Raw genomic sequence first — 23704 nt, 5'->3', positions numbered from 1 at the left:
TAGGGGTGGGTGGGGACCGCGGGGGTGTGACGGAGCGGGGGCCCTTCACTCTGGTCGAGAAGGGACCCGGCTCCTTGACCACCGCACTGGCTCGCACGCCGCCGCGGTCCTCGCCCTGCCCGCGCCGCGTCGGACGGCCACCCCTCAATCCGGGCCGTCCGTGCGGCGCGGGCCGCGTGCGCGGGCATGACCTCCCGTCAGGCCCCGCACGCCGCCTTGCCGATCGGTCGAAGCGTTCAGTCCTCGCGCAGGGCCTCGACCGCTTCGCGCACCCGCCGGCCGTACTCCGGGTCCGCGGCCTGGAAGTGCGCCAGGTTCTTCTCGATCACATCGTCGCGGGAGACCCGGGCGAGGCCCCCGGCGATGTTCGCGACCAGACGCCGCTTCTCCTCCTCGGACATCAGCCGGTACAGCTCGCCCGCCTGGTAGAAGTCGTCGTCCTTGGTGTGCAGCGGCGCGGCATGGGTGCCGGTGTGCCCGGAGACGGGCAGCGGTGCCGCGAGCGGGCGGCCGGTCTCCACGGGGCCGTCGTAGGAGTTCGGCTCGTAGTTCTTGGCGTACCGGCCCTGGGAGTTGACCGCCATGAGACCGTCGCGCCCGTAGTTCTCCGCGGTCGTGGCGCGCGGCGCGTTCACGGCGAGCTGGGTGTGGTTGACGCCCAGGCGGTACCGGTGGGCGTCCGCGTACGCGAACAGCCGCCCCTGGAGCATCTTGTCCGGCGAGGGACCGATGCCCGGCACGAAGTTGTTCGGGGAGAACGCGGCCTGCTCGACCTCGGCGAACACGTTGTCCGGGTTGCGGTCCAGGACCAGCCGGCCCACCCGCTGGAGCGGGTAGTCCCGGTGCGGCCACACCTTCGTCAGGTCGAACGGGTTGAAGCGGTACTCCTCCGCCTCGGCTGCCGGCATGATCTGCACGTACAGCGTCCACGACGGGTGCACGCCCCGCTCGATCGCCTGGAGCAGGTCCGTCTGGTGCGAGTTGGGGTCCTTGCCCGCCAGCTCCTGCCCCTGCTCGGTGGACAGGCAGCGGATGCCCTGGTTCGTCTTGAAGTGGTACTTGACGAAGAAGCCCTCGCCCGCGGCGTTCGTCCACTGGTAGGTGTGCGAGCCGTAGCCGTTCATGTGCCGGTACGACGCCGGGATGCCGCGGTCGCCCATCAGCCAGGTCACCTGGTGCGTGGCCTCGGGGGCGTGCGCCCAGAAGTCCCAGACGTTGTCCGGCTCCTGCTTGCCGGTGAACGGGTCCCGCTTCTGCGAGTGGATGAAGTCGGGGAACTTCAGCGGGTCCTTGATGAAGAACACCGGGGTGTTGTTGCCGACGAGGTCGTAATTGCCCTCCTCGGTGTAGAACTTGAGCGCGAACCCGCGCGGGTCGCGCACCGCGTCGGCGCCGCCGAGGTTGTCCGCGACCGTGGAGAACCGCGCGAACACCTCGGTGCGCCTGCCGACCTCGCCGAGGAAGTGGGCGTGGGTGTACCCGGTGACGTCGTCGGTCACCTCGAAGTGGCCGTACGCGCCGGAGCCGCGGGCGTGCACCACCCGCTCCGGGATCCGCTCGCGGTTGAAGCGCGCGAGCTTCTCCAGGAGGTGCTGGTCCTGGAGCAGGAGCGGGCCGCCGACGCCGGCGGTGGCGGAGTTCTGGTTGTCGGCGACCGGGGCGCCGGACTCTGTCGTGAGCACGCGCTGCGACATCGTGGACCTTCCATGCGGGTGGCAGCGGAAATCGTCTTCCGCTTTGTGGAGCCTAGAAGTCTGCGTGGAGCCTAGGAGCGGGGTGAACAGGGCGTCAACAGTTTGTTGAATTTGGTTCCGGGCCGCGGCACCGCATTGGGCGCGACGGGACAGGTGTCGACGGCACCGCGACCCGGAAGTCTCGGAGGGGGCCCGGAGGCCGGTCCTGGGGGGGCGGCGTCAGACCTGCGCGCCGGACAGCCGTTCCACCGACCGCAGCAGCGCCGAGTGGTCCAGCCCCCCGTCGCCCTGCGCGCGCAGGGACGCCACCAGCTGGGCGACCACGGCACCGACCGGCAGGGCCGCGCCGACACTGCGGGCGGCGTCGGTCACGATGCCCATGTCCTTGTGGTGCAGATCGATCCGGAACCCCGGTGCGAAGTCGCGGTTCAGGAAGTTGTCCTTCTTGCGCGTCAGCACCGTCGAGCCCGCGAGCCCGCCGTTGAGCACGTCGAGCGCGGCTGCGAGGTCGACGCCCGACTTCTCCAGGAAGACCACGGCCTCGGCGCACGCCTGGATGTTCACGGCGACGATCAGCTGGTTGGCCGCCTTCACCGTCTGCCCCGAGCCGTGCGGCCCGCAGAGCACGATGGTCTTGCCGAGGGCCTCGAACAGGGGCTTGGCCTCGTCGAAGTCGGCCTGCTCGCCGCCGACCATGATGGACAGCACCGCCTCGACGGCCCCGGCCTCGCCGCCGGACACCGGGGCGTCCAGGACCCGGATGCCCTTCTCCTTCGCGGCGGCCGCCAGCTCGATCGAGGTGCCCGGTGTGATCGAGGACATGTCGATCAGCAGGGTGCCGGGCCGGGCGTGCTCCAGGATGCCGTCCGGGCCGTAGGCGATGGCCTCCACCTGCGGGGACGCGGGGACCATGGTGATGACCACATCGGCCTCGCGCACGGCCTCGGCGATCGAGGGGGCCGCGGTGCCGCCGGCGGCGGCCAGCCGGTCCAGCTTCGCCTGTTCCAGGGTGTAGCCGGTGACGTCGTAACCCGCCTTGATCAGGTTCTCGGACATGGGGGAGCCCATGATGCCGAGGCCGATCCAGGCGATCTTCGGGAGCGTTGTGCTCATGTTCGGGGTGCCTCTCTCAACTGCCGTGCGATGTCAGGGGCGTTCAGCGCGCCGGGCGCGCCTCGCGCGGGAGCCAGTCGAAGGACTCGGCGCTGGGGCGGTCGCCCGGCTTGTACTCCAGGCCCACCCAGCCCTCGTAACCGGCCTTCCGCAGCCGGTCCAGCAGCTCCGCCAGCGGGAGCGAGCCCGTGCCGGGGGCGCCGCGGCCCGGACTGTCGGCGATCTGGACATGGCCGGTCTTCCCGGCGTACCGGTCGATCACCGCGGGCAGGTCCTCGCCGTTCATGGCCAGGTGGTACAGGTCCATCAGGAACGAGGCGTTCCCGAGGCCCGTCGCCGCGTTGACCCGGTCGACGACCTCCACCGCGGCCGGCGCCGACACCAGCGGGTAGCGCGGCGACTCGGGCGCGTTCAGCGCCTCGATCAGCAGCGTCGCACCGATCCGGTCGGCGGCGCGGGCCGCGAGGACCAGGTTCTCCAGGGCGAGCGCGTCCTGCTCGGCCGGGTCCACCCCGTCGACCCGGTTGCCGTAGAGCGCGTTGAGCGCGGTGCAGCCGAGGGACGCGGCGAAGTCCGCGGCCACGTCGATATTGGCGCGGAACCGCTCGGACTCCTCGCCGGGGACCGACAGCGCGCCGCGGTCCGGGCCCGGCAGCTGTCCGGCGTAGAAGTTCAGTCCGGTCAGTCGTACGCCCGCGTCCTCGATGGCCCGTTTCAAGGCGTCCAGTTCGGATTGCGGGGGAGTGGGGGAGTCGACCCAGGGCCACCACAGCTCGACCGCGGTGAAGCCGGCCGCGGCGGCTGCCGCGGGGCGCTCCAGGAGCGGGAGTTCCGTGAAGAGGATCGACAGGTTGACGTTGAAGCGCTGGTCTGCGGCGGTGCCCCAGTCGAAACCTGGCATGTCGGGCCGCGCTCCCTTCCGTGGTAGTTATTCCGCATTACGGAAGTTCGTTTCTGCGTATTGGAAGATTGCCGCCGTGTGTCGCCGCTTGTCAAGGGGGTCCGCCCGCCGTTCCCCGCCGGGGCACCCCGCGGCGCGTACCGCGCGTTAGGTTGTGCGCGTGCGATTGAAAGTGGAGTTCACGACCGAACCCTTCGACCTGGAAGAGGCCCCCGCGCACGCCCTGGCGGCGCGGGAGGTCGTCGAGACCGCGCCCCTGGACGCCGTGGACGTCGGCCCGTTCGGCAACACCGCCGAGGGCGGCGCCGAGCAGGTGCTCACCGCGGTCGACGCGCTGCTGCGCCGGAGCCTCGCGGCGGGCGCCACCCGGATCTCGCTCCAGGTCAACGTGCTGGGCGGCGGCAGTGGCGGCGAAGCCGGGGAGGGTGATGGATGACCGGGGAGGAGCCCTTCATCGCGGCCGTGAAACCGCTGGTCGACGCCATGGGCGGGGTGATGGTGCCGGCCGACGAGGCCGGCCCGGAGGATGTCGTGCTCGCCTGGGAGGGCGCCGACGTCGTCGCCGTACGCCTGCCCCAGCTCGCCGACTCCCTCGATCACATCCTCGCCGCGATGGAGCGCCGCGAGGGCCGGCCCCTGTCCGACCTGGACCGCAAGGCCAAGCAGGAGGTCGTGCGGATACTGGAGGCACGGGGCGCCTTCGCCGTGCGGCACGGGGTGGAGACCGTGGCGAGCGCGCTGGGCGTCAGCCGCTTCACGGTCTACAACTACCTCAACCGGGAGAAGGGCAGCTGAGGCGTCCGGAAGGTGTCGGCGCTTGTAACGGCTCGTAACGCAGATTTTTCAACAAAGTGTTGACGCGACGTTTCCGGGGGCGTTAGCTATCGGCAGCCCGTTCAGCACGAAGGCCGAATCCGGCCACGGAGGCTCCCGTGACGTCGACTTCCACGCCCCCCGGTCTGGCCCGGTTCAACGATCTGAAGGAGCGGGCGGCCTTCGCCGCCCTCCACGAGGCGTGCGCCTCCACGGCGTGGGCGCGGCGGCTGACCGCCGCCCGTCCCTACGCCACCGCCGACGAGCTCTACGCCGCCGGTGACGCGGCCCTGGCCGAGCTGACCGCCGCCGATCTGGCGGAGGCGATGGCCGGGCACCCGCCGATCGGGCGGCCCCGGCCGGGCGATCCGGCCTCGGCCCGCGAGCAGCGCGGCATGGCCGGCGCGTCCGAGGAACTCAAGGCCGAGATGCTCGATCTCAACCTGGCCTACCAGGAGAAGTTCGGGCACGTCTTCCTCATCTGCGCCACCGGTCTGACCGGCGAGCGGATGCGGGACGCGGTCAAGGAGCGGATCGGCAACGCGCCGGAGCAGGAGCGGGAGATCGTCCGCGCCGAGCTGGGGAAGATCAACCGCATCCGACTGGCCCGACTCGTCGAAGAGGACGCCTGACCATGAGCACCAGCACCACCGCCTCCGTGTCCACGCACATCCTGGACACCTCGATCGGCCGCCCCGCCCACGGCGTCGCCGTCCACCTCTTCGCCCGCTCGGGCGCGGACGCGGACTGGCGATCGCTCGGCGGCTCCGCGACCGATGCCGACGGCCGGTGCAAGGATCTGCCGGCCCCACCGGCGGGTACCACCCAGGTACGGCTCGACTTCGCCGTGGAGCCGTATTTCCGAGAGCAATCTGCGAACCAGCAAGCCGATGCGCAGCAGGACGCCCCCGCGAATCGGGACAGCGGACCGGGCGTGTTCTTCCCGGAAGTGGCGATCACCTTCGCCGTCGTACCGGGCGAGCACTACCACGTACCGCTGCTGCTCAACCCGTTCGGCTACTCCGTTTACCGAGGGAGCTAGCTACATGACCGTCAATTCCCGCCCTGCCCGCCCTGTGATCCTGGGCCAGAACCAGTACGGCAAGGCAGAGAACCGAGTCGTCAAGATCACGCGGGACGGCGCCACCCATCACATCAAGGACCTCAATGTCTCCGTGGCGCTGAGCGGCGACATGGAGGACGTCCACTACTCCGGCTCCAACGCCCATGTGCTGCCGACCGACACCACCAAGAACACGGTGTTCGCGTTCGCCAAGGAATACGGCATCGAGTCCGCCGAGCAGTTCGGCATCCACCTCGCCCGCCACTTCGTCACCTCTCAGGAGCCGATCCACCGCGCCCGGATCCGGATCGAGGAGTACGCCTGGGAGCGGATCGCCACCTCCGACGCCAACTCCAAGTTCATCGGCGCCGACGAGGTCAAGCACTCCTTCGTCCGCAAGGGCCAGGAGACCCGGCTGACCCAGATCACCTACGACGGCTCGTCCTGGGAGGTCGTCTCCGGCCTCAAGGACCTGACCGTCATGAACTCGACCAACTCCGAGTTCTGGGGCTACGTCAAGGACAAGTACACGACCCTCCAGGAGACCCACGACCGCATCCTGGCGACCTCCGTCGCCGCCCGCTGGCGGTTCAACTGGACCGACGACGAGCAGAAGATGCCGCACTGGGAGAAGTCGTACGAGCAGGTCAAGAAGCACATGCTGCAGGCCTTCGCGGAGACCTACTCGCTCTCCCTCCAGCAGACGATGTACCAGATGGGCGCGCGCATCATCAACAACCGCGGCGAGATCGACGAGGTCCGCTTCTCGCTGCCCAACAAGCACCACTTCCTGGTCGACCTGGAGCCGTTCGGGCTCAAGAACGACAACGAGGTCTACTACGCCGCCGACCGGCCCTACGGCCTGATCGAGGCGACCATCCTGCGGGACGGCTGCGAGCCGCGGATCCCGGCGGACCTCACCAACCTCTGATCCCCCGCAGTACCGCCCCCTGATTTCCCCGCACCCTGATCGACCTCCTTTTCGGCACCCGCGGCCGGGGTACCACCCCACCGGAGCCCGGCCGCGGCACTCAAATCTCCCCAGGGTCCTGCCGTGCCCTCCCCACAGAAGTCCGCTGAGCGAAAAGGACGAAACATGGCAGCAGCCCAGCGCATCGTCATCGAGAACTGTTCGATCGCGACCGTCGACGCCGACGACACCGAGTACGCCTCCGGGTACCTGGTCCTGGCCGGCAACCGCATCGAGGCGCTCGGCGCGGGGTCGGCCCCCGAGAACCTGGAGAACGTGGTCCGCCGGATCGACGCGACCGGGCATCTCGCGACCCCCGGCCTGATCAACACCCACCACCACTTCTACCAGTGGATCACCCGCGGCCTGGCCACCGACCACAACCTGTTCGACTGGCTGGTCGCGCTCTATCCGGTGTGGGCGCGCATCGACGAGCCCATGGCCTACACGGCGGCCCGGGGCTCGCTCGCCATGATGGCCCGCGGCGGCGTCACCACCGCCATGGACCACCACTACGTCTACCCGCGCGGCACCGGCGACCTGTCCGGCGCGATCATCCGCGCCGCCCGCGAAACGGGCGTCCGCTTCACCCTCGCCCGCGGCTCCATGGACCGCGGTGAGTCGGACGGCGGGCTGCCCCCGGACTTCGCCGTGGAGAGCCTGGAGGGTGCGCTCGCCGCGACCGAGGCCACCGTCAAGGAGCACCACGACCCCTCCTTCGACGCCATGACCCAGGTCGCCGTGGCCCCCTGCTCCCCCTTCTCCGTCTCCACCGAACTGCTGCGCAACGCGGCCGAGCTGGCCCGCCGACTGGGTGTACGGCTGCACACGCACGGCTCGGAGACCGTGGAGGAGGAGAAGTTCTGCCACGAGCTGTTCGGCATGGGCCCCACCGACTATTTCGAGTCCACGGGCTGGCTGGGCGAGGACGTGTGGATGGCGCACTGCGTCCACATGAACGACTCCGACATCGCGGCCTTCGCCCGCACCGGGACCGGGGTGGCCCACTGCCCCTCGTCCAACGCCCGGCTCGCCGCGGGCATCGCACGGGTCCCCGACATGCTCGCCGCCGGTGTCCCGGTCGGCCTCGGCGTCGACGGCACCGCCTCCAACGAGTCCGGCGAACTCCACACCGAGCTGCGCAACGCCCTGCTCATCAACCGGCTCGGCGCCCACAAGGAGGCGGCGCTGAACGCCCGCCAAGCCCTGCGGCTGGGCACCCACGGGGGCGCCCGCGTGCTCGGCCGGGCCGCCGAGACCGGCTCGCTGGAGGCGGGCAAGCTGGCCGACGTGGTGCTGTGGAAGCTGGACACACTGGCCCACGCCTCCATCGCCGACCCGGTGACCGCGCTGGTCTTCGGCGCGGCCGCCCCGGTCACCGCGTCGTTCGTGAACGGTCGTCAGATCGTCGCGGACGGCCGCCTGCTGACCGTCGACGAGGACGCCGTCGCCCGCGCCACCCGTGACGAGGCCCGGCGTCTCGCGCAGCTCGCCGCCCAGGGCTGAGCCCCCCGACTCCGGCCGGGAGGGACGGCTCCCGGCCGGCAGCCGTGGACCCGAGCGGGGCCCACGGCGGCCGGCTCCGGGGCGCGCGCGAGCGTGCGCGCCCCGGAACGGTTCCCCACCAGGACCCCTACGGCTCCCACCAGGACCCTTACGGTTCCGCTCCACGACCCCTACGGGTCCCCGTCCACGCCCCCCGGTCCCGCACGACCGTCGCGCACCACCTCCCTGACACCCGCGTCCACAGCCGACGTGTTTAACCGACCGGAGGAGCCCGCCGTGTCCGCCCAACCCGCCGAAGCAGCGCCAGTCCCCGTCCACCCGGTGGACGAGAAACTCCCCGCCCTGAAGATGGCGACCAGCGGCCTGCAGCATGTGGCCGCCATGTACGCGGGCGTCGTCGCCCCGCCCCTGATCGTCGGCGCGGCCGCCGGTCTGTCCGGCACCGGTCTCACCTTCCTCACCGGCGCCTGCCTGTTCACCGCAGGGCTCGCCACGTTCCTCCAGACCCTCGGCTTCTGGAAGATCGGCGCCCGGCTGCCCTTCGTCAACGGCGTCACCTTCGCCGGTGTCGCCCCCATGACGGCGATCATCGCCTCGGCCAAGGACAAGTCCGACGCGCTGCCGATGATCTTCGGCGCGGTCATGGTCGCCGGCCTCCTCGGCTTCCTCGCCGCGCCGGTGTTCTGCAAGGCCGTCCGCTTCTTCCCGCCGGTCGTCACCGGTACGGTCATCACCTTGATCGGCGTCTCCCTGCTCCCGGTCGCCTTCGGCTGGGCCCAGGGCCCCGACCCGTCGGCCCACGACTACGGCTCCACCACCAACCTCACCCTGGCCGGCATCACCCTGCTGATCGTCCTGCTGCTGCGCCGCTTCACCCGCGGGTTCCTCAAGCAGATCGCCGTACTGCTCGGCCTGGTCGCCGGCACGCTGATCGCGATACCGTTCGGGGCCACCGACTTCTCCCCGGTCGCGGCGGCCGATCTGGTCGGCTTCCCGACGCCGTTCCACTTCGGCGCCCCGCAGTTCCACATCGCCGCGATCCTGTCGATGTGCGTGGTGATGGTGGTCTCGATGACGGAGTCCACCGCCGACATGCTGGCCCTCGGGGAGATCGTGGAGCGGCCCTCCGACGAGCGGACCATCGCGGCCGGCCTGCGGGCCGACACCCTGGGCTCCGCCCTCAGCCCCCTCTTCAACGGCTTCATGTGCAGCGCCTTCGCCCAGAACATCGGCCTGGTCGCCATGACCCGCATCCGCAGCCGCTTCGTCGTCGCCTTCGGCGGCGGCTTCCTCGTCCTGATGGGCCTGTGCCCCGCGGCCGCGTCCCTGATCGCCGTCGTCCCCCGCCCCGTCCTCGGCGGCGCCGGCGTCGTCCTGTTCGGCTCGGTCGCCGCGAGCGGCATCCAGACCCTGGTACGCGCCGGTCTCGACAAGGACAACAACGTCCTGATCGTCGCGGTCTCCCTGGCCATCGGCATCGTGCCGATCACCGCGCCGGACTTCTACCACGCCTTCCCGGACACCGCCCGGATCGTCCTGGACTCGGGTATCTCCACGGGTTGCATCACGGCGGTCCTGCTCAACCTGGTCTTCAACCACCTCGGCCGGAGCCGCGACGCACAGGACGTCACGCATCCGATGGAGGCGGGGGAGGAGTTGGCGTCGGCGCACTGACGCCTCCGGCCCGGAGCCCGGTGGTCGCCGCGCTCCGGGCCGGGAGCGGGCGTCCGCCGGGTCACAGCCCGAACAGCGCCGAATCGGTGGCGAGTTCCCGGAAGATCCCGGCGGGGTCGGCGACCAGCTTGCGTGCCTTCAGGTCGAGGAGGCCGCCGACGCCGGTGAGTTCGGCGGCCAGGGTGCCGTCGGTCTTGCGCAGCTGCTGGTTGATCCGGAAGGTCTTGCCGGCGGTCCATTCGAAGGCGCAGGTGACGTCCAGCTCGTCGCCGGCGAGGAGTTCGCGCAGGTAGCGGATGGTCGTCTCCAGGACCACGGGGCCGACGCCGGTGCGCACCAGGCCGGTCTGGCCGATGCCGGCGGCCCGGAGCAGCGACCAGCGGGCATGCTCGGCGTAGTTGAGGTACACGGCCTGGTTCAGGTGGCCCTGGACATCGATCTCGTACCCGCGGACGGTGACGCGGACGGAAAACGGTTCGCTCACGGCTGTTCCCCCTTGCTCCGGTACGGCGGCGCTGTCTGACCGCCGATCCTTCCATGCGCGACGCGGAGGCCGCCCTCGGGTCAGGCGCGGCGCGGGGACGCCAGCAGATAGCGGGTCCGGGTCCGCGGCTCGGTGTACTCGCCCGGCTGCCACCCCGCCCGCTCCAGCGTGTCCGCGCAGGCCGACAGGGCCGCCGCGTCCGGCGCGTACACGGCGACCGCCTCCGGCTGGGGGGTCGGGCGCACCCGGTAGCCGGGGGCGGACGCGGTCTCCGGGCGGTGTCCGGCCGCCTCCAGGGCGAGGGCGGCGGCCCGCACCAGATGGCCGCGCTCCCAGCCGCACGGACGGTCCACCGAGCCGTCCGGGTTGGTCATCCGGCGCAGCTCCAGCAGGCCCTGCCAGGCGCCGCGCACCTCACGCAGGCGTACGGCGTCCGAGGCGGGGGCCGCCTCCCGCGGTCCGCCGGCGCGGGCGGCGAACACCTCGGTCCCGGCGTCGGCCACCGCGCGCGCCGGGGACTCGGCCGGCGCCTCCCGTAGGCGCTGCCCCGCGGGGGTCAGGAAGTGGTCGTGCGGCGGGCGCGGGTGGCGGAAGGCGAGGCCGCGCCGCACCAGCGCCGTCAGCTGCGCCTGCGTACCGCGCAGCCGTCCGGTGACCGGGTCGGCGGCGTCGATCACCCGTCGCTGGGCGGCGGTCGGCTCTCGGCTCACGATGCGCTCCCTCCGGGGGTCGCCGGGGCGGGCCGCGGATTCGGCGGCTCGGGGGGAAGCGTAGGGCGACGGTGTGACAAGCGGCGCGAGGAGGGCCGTACCGCTCAGCTCGGGCGGATGTTCCAGCCCGCGATCACCGGCCGCCCGTGCTCGGTGCCGAGGCGGCACAGCGCGCCGGTGGCCAGGCGGAAGAGGGCGCCGTGGCGGGCGGACAGGCCCAGGTGGCGGGCGGTCAGGACGCGCAGGAAGTGGCCGTGCGCGACGAGCAGCACCACGCCCTCGGTGTCGCACTGGGCCGCGTCGACCCTGGCCAGCACCCGGTCGGCGCGTTCGCCGACCTGTTCCGGGCTCTCGCCGGGATGGTCGGGCGGGCCCGGTGCGACGCCGTCGGTGAACAGGAACCAGCCGGGGCGGGTGCGCTGGATCTCCACCGTGGTGACGCCCTCGTAGCCGCCGTAGTCCCATTCGCGCAGGTCGGCGTCGACGCGCGCGTCGTGGACGCCGATCAGTTCGGCGGTCTCGCGGGCGCGCCGCAGGGGGCTGACGAAGGCGGCGCCGATGCGGTGCGAGCCGATCAGCGGCGCCAGCCGGCGCGCCTCCTGCCGGCCGTGTTCGGTCAGGGGCACGTCGGTCCAGCCGGTGTGCCGTCCGGACCGCGACCACTCGGTCTCACCGTGCCGGACGAGAAAGAGGTCACCCATCCCCGCGCCTTCCCGCTCGTCTGGCAGCACCGTGTCACGGGGGCCCGGCCGCCGCAGGGCGGACTGCGCCGGATGGGCCTGTGCGAGGGGGAGCGTCTTCCGCCGGATACCGGCTCAACCGCTTGTCCCGGCCGGAGGCGCGGTGATTGACTCCCCGGAGATGACAGCCGAAGCCCGTGCGTCCCGACGGGTCCGCGGGCTCAGGGGGGAATCATCGACGGCGACGGCATGACCGCAGGCCCCTCCGGGCCGGTTCTGCGTACGGCTCTGCCCGGAACCCTCCCACGGCGCTCCCCTCCCCGGCTTCGCCCGGCGGGGCCGCCGGGCGCCGTACCGGCGACGAGCGGCGTGAGCCCGCGCCGTCCCGCTCGGCCCCCCGACGCCGGACCGCCCATGGCCGCCGCCCGCATTCCACCCGCCCATGACCGCCGCCCGCACCTCGCCCGTGCGTGACGGCGCCGACCCGACAGGCCGGTCATGACCGCTTTCCCCGCCTCCCGTCCGGTGGACGCAGCCCCGCGCCCCCTGGCGGTGCTCCTGCACTCCCGGCAGCCGCTCACCACCGACCCGGCGGCCACCTTCGACCCGGCGCGCTGGGAGACCGTCGTCCTCACCGATGCCGCCGATGACGCGGTGCTGCGCGAGGACGCGCCGGGTGCCGCCCCGGCCGTCCACCGGGCGCCGCGCGACACCTGGGCCACGGAGATCCGGCGCCTCGCCGGGGACCGGGCGGTGCAGATCGTCACCAACGACGAGTACTGCCTCATCTCCTGCGCCGGGCTGCGCGCCGAGTTCGGCCTGCCCGCGCGGCATCCGGCCCGCCCCGCGCACTACATCGACAAGGTGCTGATGAAGGAGCGCCTCGCCGCGGCCGGCGTGCGCGTGCCGCGCTTCCTCGCCCTCGCCGACGGGGTACCGGACCCGGAGCCCGGCACCGCGCTCGTCACCGGCACCATCGGCCTGCCGGCCGTCGCCAAGCCCCGCCGGGAGGCCAACTCACGGGGCGTCGCCATCCTCCGCACGGAGCCGGAGCTGCGCGACTGGCTCGCCGCGCACCGGGGTGAACAGGACTGGCAGGTCGAGGAGTTCCTCGACGGCACCTTCCACCACGTCAACACCCTGGTCCGCGACGGTGTGCTCACCCCGGTCCAGACCGGCACGTACCTCGGCCCCCTGCTCGACCTGCCCGAGGGCCGCAGGCTGGGTGGCTGGACCGTGCCGTGCGACAGTGAACTGTCCCACCGTGCGCATGAGTTGAACCGCGCCGTGGTCGCCGCCCTCGGTGGCGAGGGGGCCTTCGTCGTGCACACCGAGTTCGCCGTCGACGGCGCGGGCGAGCTGGTCGTCGTGGAGGTCGCCGGACGCGCTCCCGGCGCGCTGGTCTCCGAACTCTCCCGCCTGTACGCGGGGGTGAACCTGGAAGAGGTCAATCTCGCCCTCCAGGCGGACCTGCCCGTCCCCGTGCCGGACCCCACGGGCACGCAGGCCGCCTGGGTGTGGATCCCCGTCATGCCGGGCGAGCGCCACCGGCACACCCCCGAGACGACGAGCGAACGGCTCGTGCACGTCCGCCGGGCCGCCCGGCAGACCCACACCGGCACCGCGGGCGTGCTCGGCGTCTCCGTGCTGCTGTGGCACACCGACCCGGAGGTGCTGGCCGCCGATGTGCGCACGGCGGCCACCGGTCGGTGGTGCGGTGTGTGACCGCGCACGCCGTGCGGCGCGGCCCCCTACTGCCGGTAGCCCGCGAGGAACCGCCCGATCCGGCCGATCGCCGCCTCCAGGTCGTCGGCCTGGGGGAGGGTGAGGATGCGGAAGTGGTCGGGGGAGGGCCAGTTGAAGCCGGTGCCCTGGACGACCTGGATCTTCTCGCGCAGCAGCAGGTCCAGGACGAACTTCTCGTCGTCGTGGATGCGGTGCACCTTGGGGTCGAGACGCGGGAAGGCGTACAGGGCGCCCTTGGGCTTGACGCAGGAGACACCGGGGATCTCGTTGAGCTTCTCCCAGGCCACCGTGCGCTGCTCGTACAACCGCCCACCGGGCAGCGTGAGTTCGCGGATCGACTGCCGGCCGCCGAGCGCGGCCTGGATGGCGTACTGCGCAGGCGCGTTGGCGCACAGCCGCATGGAGGCGAGCATGGTCAGCCCCTCCAGGTAGTCCTTGGCGTGCTGCCGGGGGCCGGTGACGACCAGCCAGCCGGAGCGGAAGCCCGCCACGCGGTACGTCTTGGACAGTCCGCAGAAGGTGAGGACGACCAGGTCGGGGGCGAGGGCGGCGGCCGAGTGGTGCACGGCGTCGTCGTACAGGATCTGGTCGTAGATCTCGTCCGCGAACACCATCAGGCCGTGCCGGCGGGCGAGGTCCAGGATGCCCTCCACGACCTCCTTCGGATACACCGCGCCCGTCGGGTTGTTGGGGTTGATGATGACCACGGCCTTGGTGCGGTCCGTGATCTTCGCGGCCATGTCGGCGAGGTCCGGGTTCCAGTCGGACCCCTCGTCGCACAGGTAGTGCACGGCCCGTCCGCCGGCCAGCGTGGTCACCGCCGTCCACAGCGGGAAGTCCGGCGCGGGGATGAGGATCTCGTCGCCGTCCTCGACGAGCGCCTGTACGGCCATGGAGACCAGCTCGGAGACGCCGTTGCCCAAGTACACGTCGTCCACATCGACTTCGAGGCCCAGGTTCTGGTAGCGCTGGGCGACGGCGCGGCGGGCGGAGAGCACACCGCGGGAGTCCGTGTAGCCGTGGGCCCGCGGCAGCATCCGGATCATGTCCTGGAGGATCTCCTCCGGTGCCTCGAAGCCGAAGGCCGCGGGGTTGCCGGTGTTCAGGCGCAGCACGCTGTGGCCCGCCTCCTCCAGCGCATCGGCGTGCTCGATCACCGGGCCGCGGATCTCGTAACAGACCTCGCTGAGCTTGTTCGACTGCCGGAACTCCATGCGTCCCTCCCGGAACTCGTGTTGCTTGGTTTTACCAAGCTGGAGCTTGGAAAGTCCAACAACCTGTCTAGACTGCGTCGCATGCCACCTCGCCGAAGCTACGACCAGTACTGCTCCGCGGCCCGTGCGCTCGACCTCGTCGGGGACCGCTGGACCCTGCTGATCGTCCGGGAACTGCTCGCCGGCCCGCGTCGCTACACCGATCTGCACGCGGACCTGCCCGGCGTGAGCACCGACGTCCTCGCCTCCCGGCTGCGGGACATGGAACGGGACGGCCTGGCCGGCCGGCGCCGGCTGCCGCCGCCCGGCGCGGCCACGGTCTACGAACTCACCGCACGCGGACGCGCGTTGCTGCCGGTCCTCCAGGCGTTCGGCACCTGGGGCGAGGCCGAACTCGGCGAGCGCCGCCCGACGGACGCGGTCCGCGCGCACTGGTTCGCGCTGCCGCTGCTGCGTGCGCTGGAGGGACTCGGTGTGCGGGGACTGGTCGAGGTCCGCCTGGAGGAGGGCGAGTTCCATGTCCGGCCGGGCCTGGAGCCGGCGGACGCGGTACCGGTGTACGGCGACGGCCCGGCGCCCGCCCCCGAGGACGCGCGCCTCACCCTGACGACCCCGGTCTCCGAGGCCGTCGCCCGCGGCACCCTCACCCTCCCGGAGGCCCTGCGCACGGGCGAGGTCACGGTGGAGGGCGAGGGGCCGGCGGCGAAGGCGCTGCGGGAGGGGTGAGAGAACTCCCGGACGGCACGGGCGGGTTCACGAGGACGCCGGCAGGCTCCATTCGGCGGAGTGACCGGGCGGGAGCCCGAGGTCGTGCCGGACGGCCGCGTAGTAGGCCTCGCGTGCGGTGCGCTGCCGCGCCATCAGGGCCGCCCAGGTCTCGGGGTCGGGGGCGCCGTCGCGCAGGAACCGCTCCATGTCCATCACCGCGACGACCCATTCGCGAGCCTTGTCCACCACGCCGGTGCTGCCCAGCATGAGCAGCGCCTCCCCGGCGGGGTCGCGGGCATCGGCCGCCTCCGCCAGCTGGGAGGCCGCCTCCTCGGGGGACAGCGGGTGCGGATGCGGGTCGATGCCCTGGTGGGCCGCGATCCGGTAGGCCAGGGTGACGGACTGCTTGAGCGCTCTCGCGTACTCGGCGTAGATCGCCAGCCGCCGCTCCTCCCAGCGGGCCGACCGCTCGCGGTGGAAGCGGATGCGGTCGCCGCGGGCGATGGCCAGGTACGAGCCGATGGCACCGATGACGACCCCGACCAGCGCCGGAAGCTGTTGTATGAACGCGGACATGCGGCCAAGCTATCGGCTGCGGCGGGCGGCGGGGGCGATAAGCCGACGCGAGCGGCCGGAGCGAGGGCCGGGGACGGGAACCAGGGCAGGAAAAAGGCCCGCCACGCGGGCGGGCCCTTCTCCACAGCGGCGGTCGCAGACACCAAGACGGCGGGACTCCGAGACGGGGGACGCGGCTACGCCGCCACGGCGAGGTCAGACGGTCGGCGGGCGGCCGTGTCCCCGCGTCAGCGCGTACCCGCCGATGCCGGCCAGCGCCGCGAGCACCGCGCCGATGCCCGTCCACACCCAGCGGTCGGACCACCACCCGGAGGACCACCCGTCGCGGGAGCCGAAGCTGGAGAGCACGGCGGTCTTGGAATCGCCGCTCTGCTTCTCGGACTTGACCGCGATGCCGGGGACGAGCGGCTTGCCCAGGGAGCCGTCGACGGCGGAGGGGCCGCCGATGTCCTTGGAGTCCACCTGGACCTCCGCGTTCACCGGCTGACCGAGATCCGCCGCGCCGAGGTCCACGACCGTCAGCCGGACGTAGTACGTGCCGGGCAGCGGGTCGTTGGACCACGGCTCCGCCCAGCCGCGCACGGTACGCATCACACAGGCCAACTCGACCGGGCCCGCGCCCTGTCCGGCGGTGCGGGAGGAGGCGCCGTACTGGCAGGACTGGTGGCGGCGCAGCCCGTCGAACACGTCGAGCTGCCAGGTCTCGGCGCCGTGCGTCTGCGGCAGCTGCACGGTCGCCCTGACCGTCGGCCGCTGCCCGGTGTCCGCGGGGAACGACCAGTACAGGTAGTCACCGGTGGACCCGGAGGCAGTCGCCCGCTGCCCCTGCTGGAGCTCCGTCGCCGTGCGGAAGGACGTGCCCGCCTGCGTGGGCGCCGGCTTCCCGGAGCCGTCGGAGGAGCTGGGGGAGGGCGAGGTGTCGGCGGCTGCCGGTCCCGCGGCCAGCCCGAGCGCCAGCAGTGTCGTACCCAGAGCGCTCAATACGCGTACGGCCCGCATCAGTTCGTCCTCCAGATCGCGACCCGCCAGCGCGACAGCCAGCCCCACACCACACCCGCGACGAAGCCGACGAGCACCAGCGTGCCCAGCAGCCACCAGCCGCGCCCGAGCCCGAACGAGGCCACGTCGTGCGCCTGGTGGGGGCCGTTCACCACGTCCACGGTCAGCTCCAGCGGCAGACCCGGCGTGGTCTTCACGCCCGTGGGCGCCGAGAAGGAGTGCGCGACCTCCAGACACACCGTCTCCGCGGGCGCGTTGTCGTCGTCGCTCGACGGCTTGGGATAGCGCAGCCCGGTGGAGATCATGTCGGTGCGCCCGGTACCGGCCGCCTCACCGCGCACGATCTCCCGCCCCTTGAGGGTCACCGCCCGCAGCAGCACTCCGTAGGAGGGGTTCACGGCCCGGTCGTCCGCGACGCTCACCGAGGCGCGCAGCTCCTGGCCGGGCTCGACGTCGACCTTGTACCAGCGCTGCTGCCCGAAGGCCGCGCGGTCGGTGTACAGGCCGGACTTCAGGGTCGGCGCGCTCGCACACTGCCCGGCGCCCGTGGTGGCCACCGGCGTCACCACCGGATCGGCTGCCCGGTGCACCAACTGGCCCACTCGGTCGGTCAGTTCCTCCTTGTGCTGCACGGAGGTGTACGTGCCGCCGGTCGCGTCCGCGATGCAGCTGAGCTGGTCGCGCGTCTTGGAGTCGGGCACCAGGCCGAGCGTGTCGATGGTCAGGCCGATGCCCTTGGCGGCTATCTCGCGTGCCACCTCGCACGGGTCCAGCGGCTGACAGGTGTCCTCGCCGTCGCTGATCAGCACGATCCGGCGGGTGCCGGAACCGCCCTGGAGGTCGTCCGCCGCCTTCAGCAGCGCGGGCCCGATCGGCGTCCAGCCGGTCGGCTGGAGCGTGGCCACCGCGGTCTTCGCGTCGGTCCGGTTCAGCGGACCCACCGGGTACAGCTGCGCGGTGTCCTTGCAGCCTTCCTTGCGGTCGTTTCCGGGGTAGTTGGCGCCGAGGGTGCGGATGCCGAGTTCCACGTCCTGCGGGGTGGCGTCGAGCACGTCGTCGAACGCCTGCTTCGCCGCCGCCATCCGGGTGCCGCCGTCGATGTCACGGGTTCGCATGGATCCGCTGACGTCCAGCACCAGTTCGACCTTCGGAGCGGCCTGCTCCGTCTCGTCGGCGGCCGCCGCGGTCGGGAACGCGAGCCCGGCCGTCAGGGCGGCGAGCAGGGCGCACACTCCTGCCGCCAGCCGTTGTCTTCTGATCATCGACGGATCCTATTGATCAACCGCGCCGGCCTCCAAAACGAGCGGGTGGGGCAGGGTCGTCCACTGGTCGCCCGGTGTCCCCGGCGACAGCCGCATCAGCGTCAGCGCCTTCGCGGGGACCGGACCCCGGCGCAGCACCGCGAGATCGGGCGTGTCCGGCAGCTCCGGTACGACCGCCGCCAGCGCCGCCCCGAGCGCCGGACCGGAGCCCGCCACCGAGGCCAGCGCGCCCGCCACCAGAGAGCCGAACAGCTTGCGGCGCAGGGCGGTTTCGTCGTCCGTGACCAGCCGCCCGGTCAGCGGTGGCGGCGCGATGCCGTGCCGGGCGAGGCGGGCCGGACTGATCCGGACGTCGGCCAGATCCCGGTAGACCAGCCGCCGCGGCGACCCGTCGGTGCCCAGCACCACCAGGAGGTTCTGCCCGTGCGCCTCCAGGGCCACCCCGAGATCGAGCAGCCGCAGCCCCACGGTGAGCGCGAGCCGGGTGAACGCGGCCAGCCACACGGGGTTCCGGGGCAGCCGCGTGGTGGCGAGCGCGGCCACCGGCAGGACCCGCTCGCCCGGCTCCGCGTACCCCTCGGGGGACTCCCGCAGCAGCGCGGCCAGGTCGGAACTCCCCGCGGCGACCGCCCCCAGGGTGCGGGTGACATGCAGCAATCCGTCTGCGTGCCCGGCAAGTTCGGCCGCGAAGTCGGACAGCACCGCCGCCGCCTCGACCGAGTACGGCGAGATGTCCCGCACCGAGGAGGTCAGCCGGGCGCTCAGCGCCGTCTTCACATGGGGCCCGCCCGGCACGGCCAGCGTCCGCAGGGACATCAGCGGATGGGCCGCGCACCAGTCGTCGTACGACCGCTTGAGCACATGCGCCGCCTGCCACGGGTGCACCGGCACCAACACCCGCTCGCCGTCCCGCAGTTCGTCCGGCCAGGCGCCGGTCACCAGGCACTCGGCGGCCGGTACCGGCAGCGTGCCGAGCCGTACCACGGGCCGGTGCTCCGGGGCGTACGCCAGCTGCTCCGCGACCGACAGGCCGGGCCGGGAACGGCAGTTGGGATGGAAGGGGTGCCCGTCGACCACCCGCTGCTCCCACTCCCAGTCCCGCCCCGGATCTCCGGCCGCGGGGGCGTCCACCGGCCGGTCCGCCGGGTGACCGGCGGCGGCGCGGGACAGCGCCAGCGAGGCCACGCTGTGCCCCAGCTCCGCCGCGAACCCCTCGGCCCCCGGCCCCGCCACGCCGGCGGACGCCAGCCGAGCCATCAGCCGGGCCGGATCCGCGTACCGCTCCCGGTCCAGGAGCACGGCGCCGGCGTAGGCGTGCGTGGCGTACGGATCCGTGTCCGGCCCGTGCAGCGTCCGGCCGCCGGGCAGCCGCAGCGCCAGACCGTACGCCCCGTGCGTCCGGCCGGTGATCCAGGGCAGCGGTTCGTGCGCGAGGCCCCGCCACAGCCGGGTCAGCACGGCCGCGCGGGCGCCGGGCAGCTCGGCCTCGTACCGGGGCAGCAGTCCGGGGCGTACGGCCCTCAGCTCCGCGGCGACCTCGGCCTCGGCGGTGGGGGAGTGGGACACGGACGGCTCCTCGGTCGCGGCCGGTACGGGGCACGATGGCCGGGTACGGAAGACGGGACCATGGTCGCAGGACGGCACCATGGCCGGATACGAAGCCATACTGATCGCTTCCGGGCCCCTTGCGAAGAACGCGCCCCCGAGGGTGCGACGCTCGAAGGAGAACGGCTCGCAGAAGAACGCCGCCGAAGAACGAATGGAACGCGTGGACCCCAAGCCCCCCGCAGCCGCCGCCGACCGGCTCGCCGACGCCTATGCGGCCGCCCCCCTGCTCAACTGCCTGCTCCGCGAGGTGGCCGAGCCGCTGCCCGCCGCCCCCGGCGAGCGGCCGGCCCACCGGCTGCCCGGCACCGGGCGGCTGCTGCGGGTGCGCCCCGGCCGCCGACCCGCCGAGCCCGAGGTGTTCGCGGCCGGCGCCTGGCACCGCCTCGACCACCCCGAACTGGTCAAACTCGTCGCCGAGGAACTGCGCCGGGACACCGGGCTGCCCGGCGGCGACCTGCCCGCCGAGATGATCGACAGCCGGGAGGCCGTCGCCGCGCTGCTCGCCGCCCGCGCCCGCACCACCCCGCCCGACGACCTCTATCTGCGCTCCGAGCAGTCCCTGATCACCGGCCACCCCTACCACCCGGCCCCCAAGGCGCGCGGCGGCGGCCCGGTCGGGTCCTGGCTGCCGTACGCCCCCGAGGCGCACGCCCGCTTCCCGCTGGTGCTGCTCGGGGTGCGCGCGGACCAGGTGGCCGAGGAGGGCGACCTGCGCGCCCTGGACGCGCTGGGCAGCGCGCCGCCCGGCTACCGGCTGCTGCCCGCCCACCCCTGGCAGCTCGACCTGGCCGCCGAAACCCTCGCCCCCGCCTTCGCCGACGGCCGCCTGGTCCGGCTCGGCACCACCGCCTTCGACACCTGGCCGACGGCGGCCGTCCGCACGGTGTACGAGCCGCGGGCCGACCTGTTCCTCAAGTTCAGCCTGGACGTGCGCATCACCAACGACATCCGCCGGCTCTGGCGGCACGACCTGCGCCGGTTGCGCCGTACCGACACCGCCGCCGCGCGCGCCTTCGCCGCGATGGGAGCCGCGACGGGCACCAGTGCCGCCTGGCTCGCCGACCGCGGCCACCGCACCGCCGCCTTCGCGTACGAGGAGCTGGCGGTGGTGGTCCGCGACGGGCTGCGCGGCCATCTGCTGCCGGGCGCCGTGCCGCTGCTCGCCGCGGGCCTCGCCGAGGGCTTCGAGGGCAGCCCGCTGACCGCGGCGGCGGACCCGGCGGCCTGGTGGGAGGCGTACCTGGCCCGGGTCGTGCCGCCCGCGCTGACCGCGTTCGACGCGCACGGCGTCGTCCTGGAGGCGCACCTGCAGAACACCCTGGTCGCGGTGGACGCGGCCGGCACGCCCGTACAGGCGCTGTTCCGGGACGCCGAGGGCGTCAAACTGCTGCCGGACGTGCCGCGTGCCGCAGGCTGGCAGCGGCTCGTGTACTGCCTGGTGGTCAACCACCTGATGGAGATCGCCGCCGCGCTGGCCGAGCACCATCGCGGGTACGACCCCTGGCCCGCCGTGCGCCGGTCACTCGCCCGGCACGACCTGCCGGAGATCCCCGCCCTGCTGAGCTCGCCGACCCTGCCGGGCAAGACCAACCTGCTGCTGCGGTGGACGGGCGCGGACGGGGCGGACGCCCGCTATCTGCCGCTGCGCAACCCGCTCGCCGACGGCTGACCCCCGTACGACCGGCGTACGACCGGCGGCCGCCCCGGCGTACGACCGGCCGCGCTCACCGGGCCGTGCCGAAGTCCTGCGTCCAGTAGCTGCCGGGCCCCGCGAGACCGACCCCGATCTCCTGGTAGCCGCAGTCGAGGATGTTGGCCCGGTGGCCGGGGCTGGACATCCAGGCCGCCATGACCTCGGCGGCGGTGGCGTAGCCGTAGGCGACGTTCTCGCCGTACGCGCTCCAGGAGTACCCCGCGCGGGTGATCCGGGTGCCCGGATCGGAGCCGTCGGAGCCGGTGTGCGACATGTTCTGGTGGGCCGCCATGTCCGCGCTGTGCGCCTGCGCGGCCTCGGTCAGCTTGTCGTCGAGGGCGAGCGGCTGGCAACCGGCCTTCGCCCGCTCGGCGTTGACGAGCTGCACGATCTGCGCGGCGACGCCGGACGCGGGGGCGGCCGTGGCGGTCGGCGCGGGGGCGCTCGACGCGGCGGGGGCGGGCGCCGGGTCCGCGGAGGTCTGCGTGGTCCGCGCGGCCCGGTCGGCCGGGGGAGCGCTGCTCGCCGGGGTGGCGGCCGGTGCGCCGGTGGGGCGGGGCGCGTCGGCGGTCTTCAGTACGCGGTGATGGGGATGCGTCCGCCGCGTCGGTGTCGCCAGGGGCGTGCCGGGCTGCCGGGATATCGCGGTCCAGGCAGGCACGGGCGTGTCCACGGGCGCGGTGGAGTTTGCCGGCGCGACGGGAGCGGCGCCGGTGGCCGCGCTCTGGCCGGCCACGCCGGACGGCCAGTCCGCACAAGCCAGGGCGACGGACGGCACGCCCACCGCGCCGATCGCGACGGCGCCGATGACCATTCGCCGGAAGTGCTGCGTCTTGCGGTGCTTGCCCATGGTGTGAACCTCGCTCGGTGATCGCCGAGCGCCCAGTCTCAGCAGGTGCCGGACAGGACCGCAACGAGCCGTCCTACGACCCGCCCTCGTAGCCGCGCGGCACCCTTGCCAGACGCCCGCGAAGATGCCGACTTCGCGATCGCGATCTTTTCCCCCACCCGGCGGACCGTCAAAAACACTGCTCGGCGGACGAGTAGGAGCGGGCGCTCCGGCCGCCGGAGGCCGCCGCCCGCAGAGCGGCCCGCGTCGATCTCAAGACGGACAAATCCCCTATGTCGTCGAAGGGCCGTCTACTATCCGGGCCGCTTAGTGGCGGCCCTCCTGTGAGGGATGTCACGCAGGCCGCTCGTCCGGAGCGGGCACCGCACCGGGCGGCGTCGCCGACCCCTCCGGGCGTTCCACCGGGGCGGGGGATAATCGATCGGGCCGGGGAGCCGCCCCGGCCCGGCGCACCGCCTCGGAGTCGGCCGTGCGGAGCACGGCAGACGACCTGGGAGACCGCGAACGATGCTGAGAGAGGTCACCGCGACCCGCTACGTCGAGCCCCTGCGCTCCGGCGGCTCGGTCCCCGGCATCGTCGAGGCCGACGACCTGGGCACGTACGTCGTGAAGTTCACCGGTTCCGCGCAGGGGCACAAGGCGCTGGTCGCGGAGGTGGTGGTGGGGGAGCTGGCCCGCGCGCTCGGGCTGCGGTTCCCGGAGCTGGTCCTCGTCCACTTCGACCCGGCCGTCGCCGACGCGGAGCCGCACCAGGAGGTGCGCGATCTGCACAGCGCGAGCGCCGGGGTCAACCTCGGCATGGACTACCTGCCCGGCGCCCGCGACTTCACCCCGGAGCTGGCCCGCGACTTCCCGGTGGACCCGCTGGAGGCGGGCCGCGTGGTGTGGCTGGACGCGCTGACCGTCAACGTCGACCGCACGGTGCACAGCTCCAACCTGATGGTGTGGCCCACGCTCGGCACCGTGCCGCCGCGGCTGTGGCTCATCGACCACGGCGCCGCCCTCGTCTTCCACCACCGCTGGGACACCACGGCACCGGGCAAGCGCTACGACTTCCGCCACCACGCCCTCGGCCCGTACGGCCCCGACGTCCGCGCCGCCGACGCGGAACTCGCCCCGCGCGTCACGGAGGAGCTGCTGCGGGCCATCGTCGCCGAGGTGCCGGACGCGTGGCTGGCCGAGGACGCCGGATTCGCCACGCCCGACGACGTACGGGACGCCTACGTCGCCTATCTCCTGGCCCGCGTACGGCTGTCGGCCGAGTGGCTGCCCCTGGATTTCCCGAGCCGCGAGCAGGTCGCCGCCGAGGACGCCGCCCGCGCCGCCCGCACCCGCGCGGGCCGCCCGGACTGGCTGAAACAGGTCCCCGACCTGCACGGAAAGCCGGCGGTGGAACATGACGGGGCGATCCACCTGCGCTGACGGCGGACGGGGAGAGGC

23 protein-coding genes are annotated in these 23704 nt (G+C 72.9%); 11 read left to right on the top strand and 12 right to left on the bottom strand.

The features are described from left to right. Positions 1 to 236: 236 nt before the first annotated feature. From ACZ7EC_RS26785 to ACZ7EC_RS26775, 3 genes are all read right to left on the bottom strand, one after another. Positions 237 to 1694 carry a catalase gene (locus ACZ7EC_RS26785; RefSeq protein ID WP_471066452.1) on the bottom strand — a complete coding sequence of 486 codons (1458 nt, stop codon included), beginning with the start codon at positions 1692 to 1694 and terminating at the stop codon, positions 237 to 239. 219 nt (positions 1695 to 1913) lie between these two features. Next, positions 1914 to 2807 carry a 2-hydroxy-3-oxopropionate reductase gene (locus tag ACZ7EC_RS26780; protein ID WP_471066451.1) on the bottom strand — a complete coding sequence of 298 codons (894 nt, stop codon included), beginning with the start codon at positions 2805 to 2807 and terminating at the stop codon, positions 1914 to 1916. Positions 2808 to 2850: 43 nt separating this feature from the next. Further along, positions 2851 to 3708, bottom strand: a complete 858-nt coding sequence (locus ACZ7EC_RS26775; protein ID WP_471066449.1) for a TIM barrel protein — start codon at positions 3706 to 3708, stop codon at positions 2851 to 2853. Positions 3709 to 3868: 160 nt separating this feature from the next. Between ACZ7EC_RS26775 and ACZ7EC_RS26770 the strand changes: the two genes are divergently transcribed. The 7 genes from ACZ7EC_RS26770 (at position 3869) to ACZ7EC_RS26740 (ending at position 9734) form a co-directional block, all read left to right on the top strand. Further along, on the top strand, positions 3869 to 4144 hold the full coding sequence (locus ACZ7EC_RS26770; RefSeq protein WP_471066447.1) for a hypothetical protein: 276 nt from the start codon (positions 3869 to 3871) through the stop codon (positions 4142 to 4144). Then, entirely contained in the window at positions 4141 to 4503 is a 363-nt protein-coding gene (locus ACZ7EC_RS26765; RefSeq protein ID WP_471066445.1) for a helix-turn-helix domain-containing protein, read from the top strand. The genes ACZ7EC_RS26770 and ACZ7EC_RS26765 overlap by 4 nt, the downstream gene beginning before the upstream one ends. 137 nt (positions 4504 to 4640) lie before the next feature. Next, positions 4641 to 5153, top strand: a complete 513-nt coding sequence (gene uraD, locus ACZ7EC_RS26760; RefSeq protein WP_471066444.1) for a 2-oxo-4-hydroxy-4-carboxy-5-ureidoimidazoline decarboxylase — start codon at positions 4641 to 4643, stop codon at positions 5151 to 5153. 2 nt (positions 5154 to 5155) lie between these two features. After that, the gene (gene uraH / locus ACZ7EC_RS26755) at positions 5156 to 5563 is read left to right on the top strand and encodes a hydroxyisourate hydrolase (RefSeq protein ID WP_471066443.1); all 408 of its coding nucleotides are present in this window, start codon (positions 5156 to 5158) and stop codon (positions 5561 to 5563) included. A gap of 4 nt (positions 5564 to 5567) precedes the next feature. Then, positions 5568 to 6515: a factor-independent urate hydroxylase gene (gene pucL / locus ACZ7EC_RS26750; RefSeq protein ID WP_471066440.1), complete on the top strand. Its 948-nt coding sequence runs from the start codon at positions 5568 to 5570 to the stop codon at positions 6513 to 6515. Positions 6516 to 6680: 165 nt separating this feature from the next. Next, complete coding sequence (locus ACZ7EC_RS26745; protein WP_471066437.1) at positions 6681 to 8060, top strand: 8-oxoguanine deaminase; 1380 nt, start codon at positions 6681 to 6683, stop codon at positions 8058 to 8060. A 348-nt stretch (positions 8061 to 8408) separates the two neighbouring features. Then, positions 8409 to 9734 carry a nucleobase:cation symporter-2 family protein gene (locus tag ACZ7EC_RS26740; protein ID WP_471066611.1) on the top strand — a complete coding sequence of 442 codons (1326 nt, stop codon included), beginning with the start codon at positions 8409 to 8411 and terminating at the stop codon, positions 9732 to 9734. A 61-nt stretch (positions 9735 to 9795) separates the two neighbouring features. Here the strand turns inward: ACZ7EC_RS26740 and ACZ7EC_RS26735 are convergent, their stop codons facing one another. The 3 genes from ACZ7EC_RS26735 to ACZ7EC_RS26725 all read right to left on the bottom strand — a co-directional run bounded on the left by ACZ7EC_RS26735 (position 9796) and on the right by ACZ7EC_RS26725 (position 11629). Continuing rightward, positions 9796 to 10218 (bottom strand): acyl-CoA thioesterase, encoded by a 423-nt coding sequence (locus ACZ7EC_RS26735; RefSeq protein ID WP_471066436.1) that lies wholly within the window; start codon positions 10216 to 10218, stop codon positions 9796 to 9798. Positions 10219 to 10298: 80 nt separating this feature from the next. After that, the gene (locus tag ACZ7EC_RS26730; protein WP_471066433.1) at positions 10299 to 10928 is read right to left on the bottom strand and encodes a hypothetical protein; all 630 of its coding nucleotides are present in this window, start codon (positions 10926 to 10928) and stop codon (positions 10299 to 10301) included. 104 nt (positions 10929 to 11032) lie between these two features. Further along, a complete protein-coding gene (locus tag ACZ7EC_RS26725) occupies positions 11033 to 11629 on the bottom strand; it encodes a histidine phosphatase family protein (RefSeq protein ID WP_471066431.1) in 597 nt (198 codons plus the stop codon). 477 nt (positions 11630 to 12106) lie between these two features. On the opposite strand from ACZ7EC_RS26725, the gene ACZ7EC_RS26720 reads away from it, so the two are divergent. After that, positions 12107 to 13333 (top strand): ATP-grasp domain-containing protein, encoded by a 1227-nt coding sequence (locus ACZ7EC_RS26720; RefSeq protein ID WP_471066430.1) that lies wholly within the window; start codon positions 12107 to 12109, stop codon positions 13331 to 13333. A 26-nt stretch (positions 13334 to 13359) separates the two neighbouring features. On the opposite strand, the gene ACZ7EC_RS26715 is transcribed toward ACZ7EC_RS26720, so the two are convergent. After that, positions 13360 to 14568 carry a pyridoxal phosphate-dependent aminotransferase gene (locus ACZ7EC_RS26715; protein WP_471066428.1) on the bottom strand — a complete coding sequence of 403 codons (1209 nt, stop codon included), beginning with the start codon at positions 14566 to 14568 and terminating at the stop codon, positions 13360 to 13362. Between the two features lie 81 nt (positions 14569 to 14649). Between ACZ7EC_RS26715 and ACZ7EC_RS26710 the strand changes: the two genes are divergently transcribed. Beyond that, the gene (locus tag ACZ7EC_RS26710; protein ID WP_471066426.1) at positions 14650 to 15294 is read left to right on the top strand and encodes a winged helix-turn-helix transcriptional regulator; all 645 of its coding nucleotides are present in this window, start codon (positions 14650 to 14652) and stop codon (positions 15292 to 15294) included. Positions 15295 to 15321: 27 nt separating this feature from the next. On the opposite strand, the gene ACZ7EC_RS26705 is transcribed toward ACZ7EC_RS26710, so the two are convergent. From ACZ7EC_RS26705 to ACZ7EC_RS26690, 4 genes are all read right to left on the bottom strand, one after another. Further along, complete coding sequence (locus ACZ7EC_RS26705; protein WP_471066424.1) at positions 15322 to 15852, bottom strand: hypothetical protein; 531 nt, start codon at positions 15850 to 15852, stop codon at positions 15322 to 15324. A gap of 195 nt (positions 15853 to 16047) precedes the next feature. Continuing rightward, a complete protein-coding gene (locus tag ACZ7EC_RS26700) occupies positions 16048 to 16851 on the bottom strand; it encodes a hypothetical protein (RefSeq protein WP_471066610.1) in 804 nt (267 codons plus the stop codon). Then, positions 16851 to 18113, bottom strand: a complete 1263-nt coding sequence (locus ACZ7EC_RS26695) for a VWA domain-containing protein (protein WP_471066423.1) — start codon at positions 18111 to 18113, stop codon at positions 16851 to 16853. The genes ACZ7EC_RS26700 and ACZ7EC_RS26695 overlap by 1 nt, the downstream gene beginning before the upstream one ends. A 9-nt stretch (positions 18114 to 18122) precedes the next feature. Continuing rightward, the gene (locus ACZ7EC_RS26690; RefSeq protein WP_471066421.1) at positions 18123 to 19679 is read right to left on the bottom strand and encodes an IucA/IucC family protein; all 1557 of its coding nucleotides are present in this window, start codon (positions 19677 to 19679) and stop codon (positions 18123 to 18125) included. Positions 19680 to 19872: 193 nt separating this feature from the next. On the opposite strand from ACZ7EC_RS26690, the gene ACZ7EC_RS26685 reads away from it, so the two are divergent. Beyond that, positions 19873 to 21390: an IucA/IucC family protein gene (locus ACZ7EC_RS26685; RefSeq protein WP_471066608.1), complete on the top strand. Its 1518-nt coding sequence runs from the start codon at positions 19873 to 19875 to the stop codon at positions 21388 to 21390. A 55-nt stretch (positions 21391 to 21445) separates the two neighbouring features. Here the strand turns inward: ACZ7EC_RS26685 and ACZ7EC_RS26680 are convergent, their stop codons facing one another. Next, on the bottom strand, positions 21446 to 22264 hold the full coding sequence (locus ACZ7EC_RS26680; RefSeq protein WP_471066420.1) for a CAP domain-containing protein: 819 nt from the start codon (positions 22262 to 22264) through the stop codon (positions 21446 to 21448). A gap of 507 nt (positions 22265 to 22771) precedes the next feature. On the opposite strand from ACZ7EC_RS26680, the gene ACZ7EC_RS26675 reads away from it, so the two are divergent. Next, a complete protein-coding gene (locus tag ACZ7EC_RS26675) occupies positions 22772 to 23686 on the top strand; it encodes a HipA family kinase (protein ID WP_471066418.1) in 915 nt (304 codons plus the stop codon). Positions 23687 to 23704: the final 18 nt, after the last annotated feature.

The organism is Streptomyces sp. NPDC037203, from assembly GCF_055605065.1.
Note: the sequence above shows the minus strand (reverse complement) of the source record. Positions and strands in the feature narration are given on the sequence as shown.

Bases quoted from the DNA above. Each gene is read 5' to 3' on its own strand.
- ACZ7EC_RS26785 (WP_471066452.1), bottom strand. From the start codon at position 1,694: ATGTCGCAGCGCGTGCTCACGACAGAGTCCGGCGCCCCGGTCGCCGAC.
- ACZ7EC_RS26780 (WP_471066451.1), bottom strand. From the start codon at position 2,807: ATGAGCACAACGCTCCCGAAGATCGCCTGGATCGGCCTCGGCATCATG.
- ACZ7EC_RS26775 (WP_471066449.1), bottom strand. From the start codon at position 3,708: ATGCCAGGTTTCGACTGGGGCACCGCCGCAGACCAGCGCTTCAACGTC.
- ACZ7EC_RS26765 (WP_471066445.1), top strand. From the start codon at position 4,141: ATGACCGGGGAGGAGCCCTTCATCGCGGCCGTGAAACCGCTGGTCGAC.
- uraH (WP_471066443.1), top strand. From the start codon at position 5,156: ATGAGCACCAGCACCACCGCCTCCGTGTCCACGCACATCCTGGACACC.
- pucL (WP_471066440.1), top strand. From the start codon at position 5,568: ATGACCGTCAATTCCCGCCCTGCCCGCCCTGTGATCCTGGGCCAGAAC.
- ACZ7EC_RS26745 (WP_471066437.1), top strand. From the start codon at position 6,681: ATGGCAGCAGCCCAGCGCATCGTCATCGAGAACTGTTCGATCGCGACC.
- ACZ7EC_RS26740 (WP_471066611.1), top strand. From the start codon at position 8,409: ATGGCGACCAGCGGCCTGCAGCATGTGGCCGCCATGTACGCGGGCGTC.
- ACZ7EC_RS26725 (WP_471066431.1), bottom strand. From the start codon at position 11,629: ATGGGTGACCTCTTTCTCGTCCGGCACGGTGAGACCGAGTGGTCGCGG.
- ACZ7EC_RS26720 (WP_471066430.1), top strand. From the start codon at position 12,107: ATGACCGCTTTCCCCGCCTCCCGTCCGGTGGACGCAGCCCCGCGCCCC.
- ACZ7EC_RS26715 (WP_471066428.1), bottom strand. From the start codon at position 14,568: ATGGAGTTCCGGCAGTCGAACAAGCTCAGCGAGGTCTGTTACGAGATC.
- ACZ7EC_RS26710 (WP_471066426.1), top strand. From the start codon at position 14,650: ATGCCACCTCGCCGAAGCTACGACCAGTACTGCTCCGCGGCCCGTGCG.
- ACZ7EC_RS26705 (WP_471066424.1), bottom strand. From the start codon at position 15,852: ATGTCCGCGTTCATACAACAGCTTCCGGCGCTGGTCGGGGTCGTCATC.
- ACZ7EC_RS26700 (WP_471066610.1), bottom strand. From the start codon at position 16,851: ATGCGGGCCGTACGCGTATTGAGCGCTCTGGGTACGACACTGCTGGCG.
- ACZ7EC_RS26695 (WP_471066423.1), bottom strand. From the start codon at position 18,113: ATGATCAGAAGACAACGGCTGGCGGCAGGAGTGTGCGCCCTGCTCGCC.
- ACZ7EC_RS26685 (WP_471066608.1), top strand. From the start codon at position 19,873: ATGGAACGCGTGGACCCCAAGCCCCCCGCAGCCGCCGCCGACCGGCTC.
- ACZ7EC_RS26680 (WP_471066420.1), bottom strand. From the start codon at position 22,264: ATGGGCAAGCACCGCAAGACGCAGCACTTCCGGCGAATGGTCATCGGC.
- ACZ7EC_RS26675 (WP_471066418.1), top strand. From the start codon at position 22,772: ATGCTGAGAGAGGTCACCGCGACCCGCTACGTCGAGCCCCTGCGCTCC.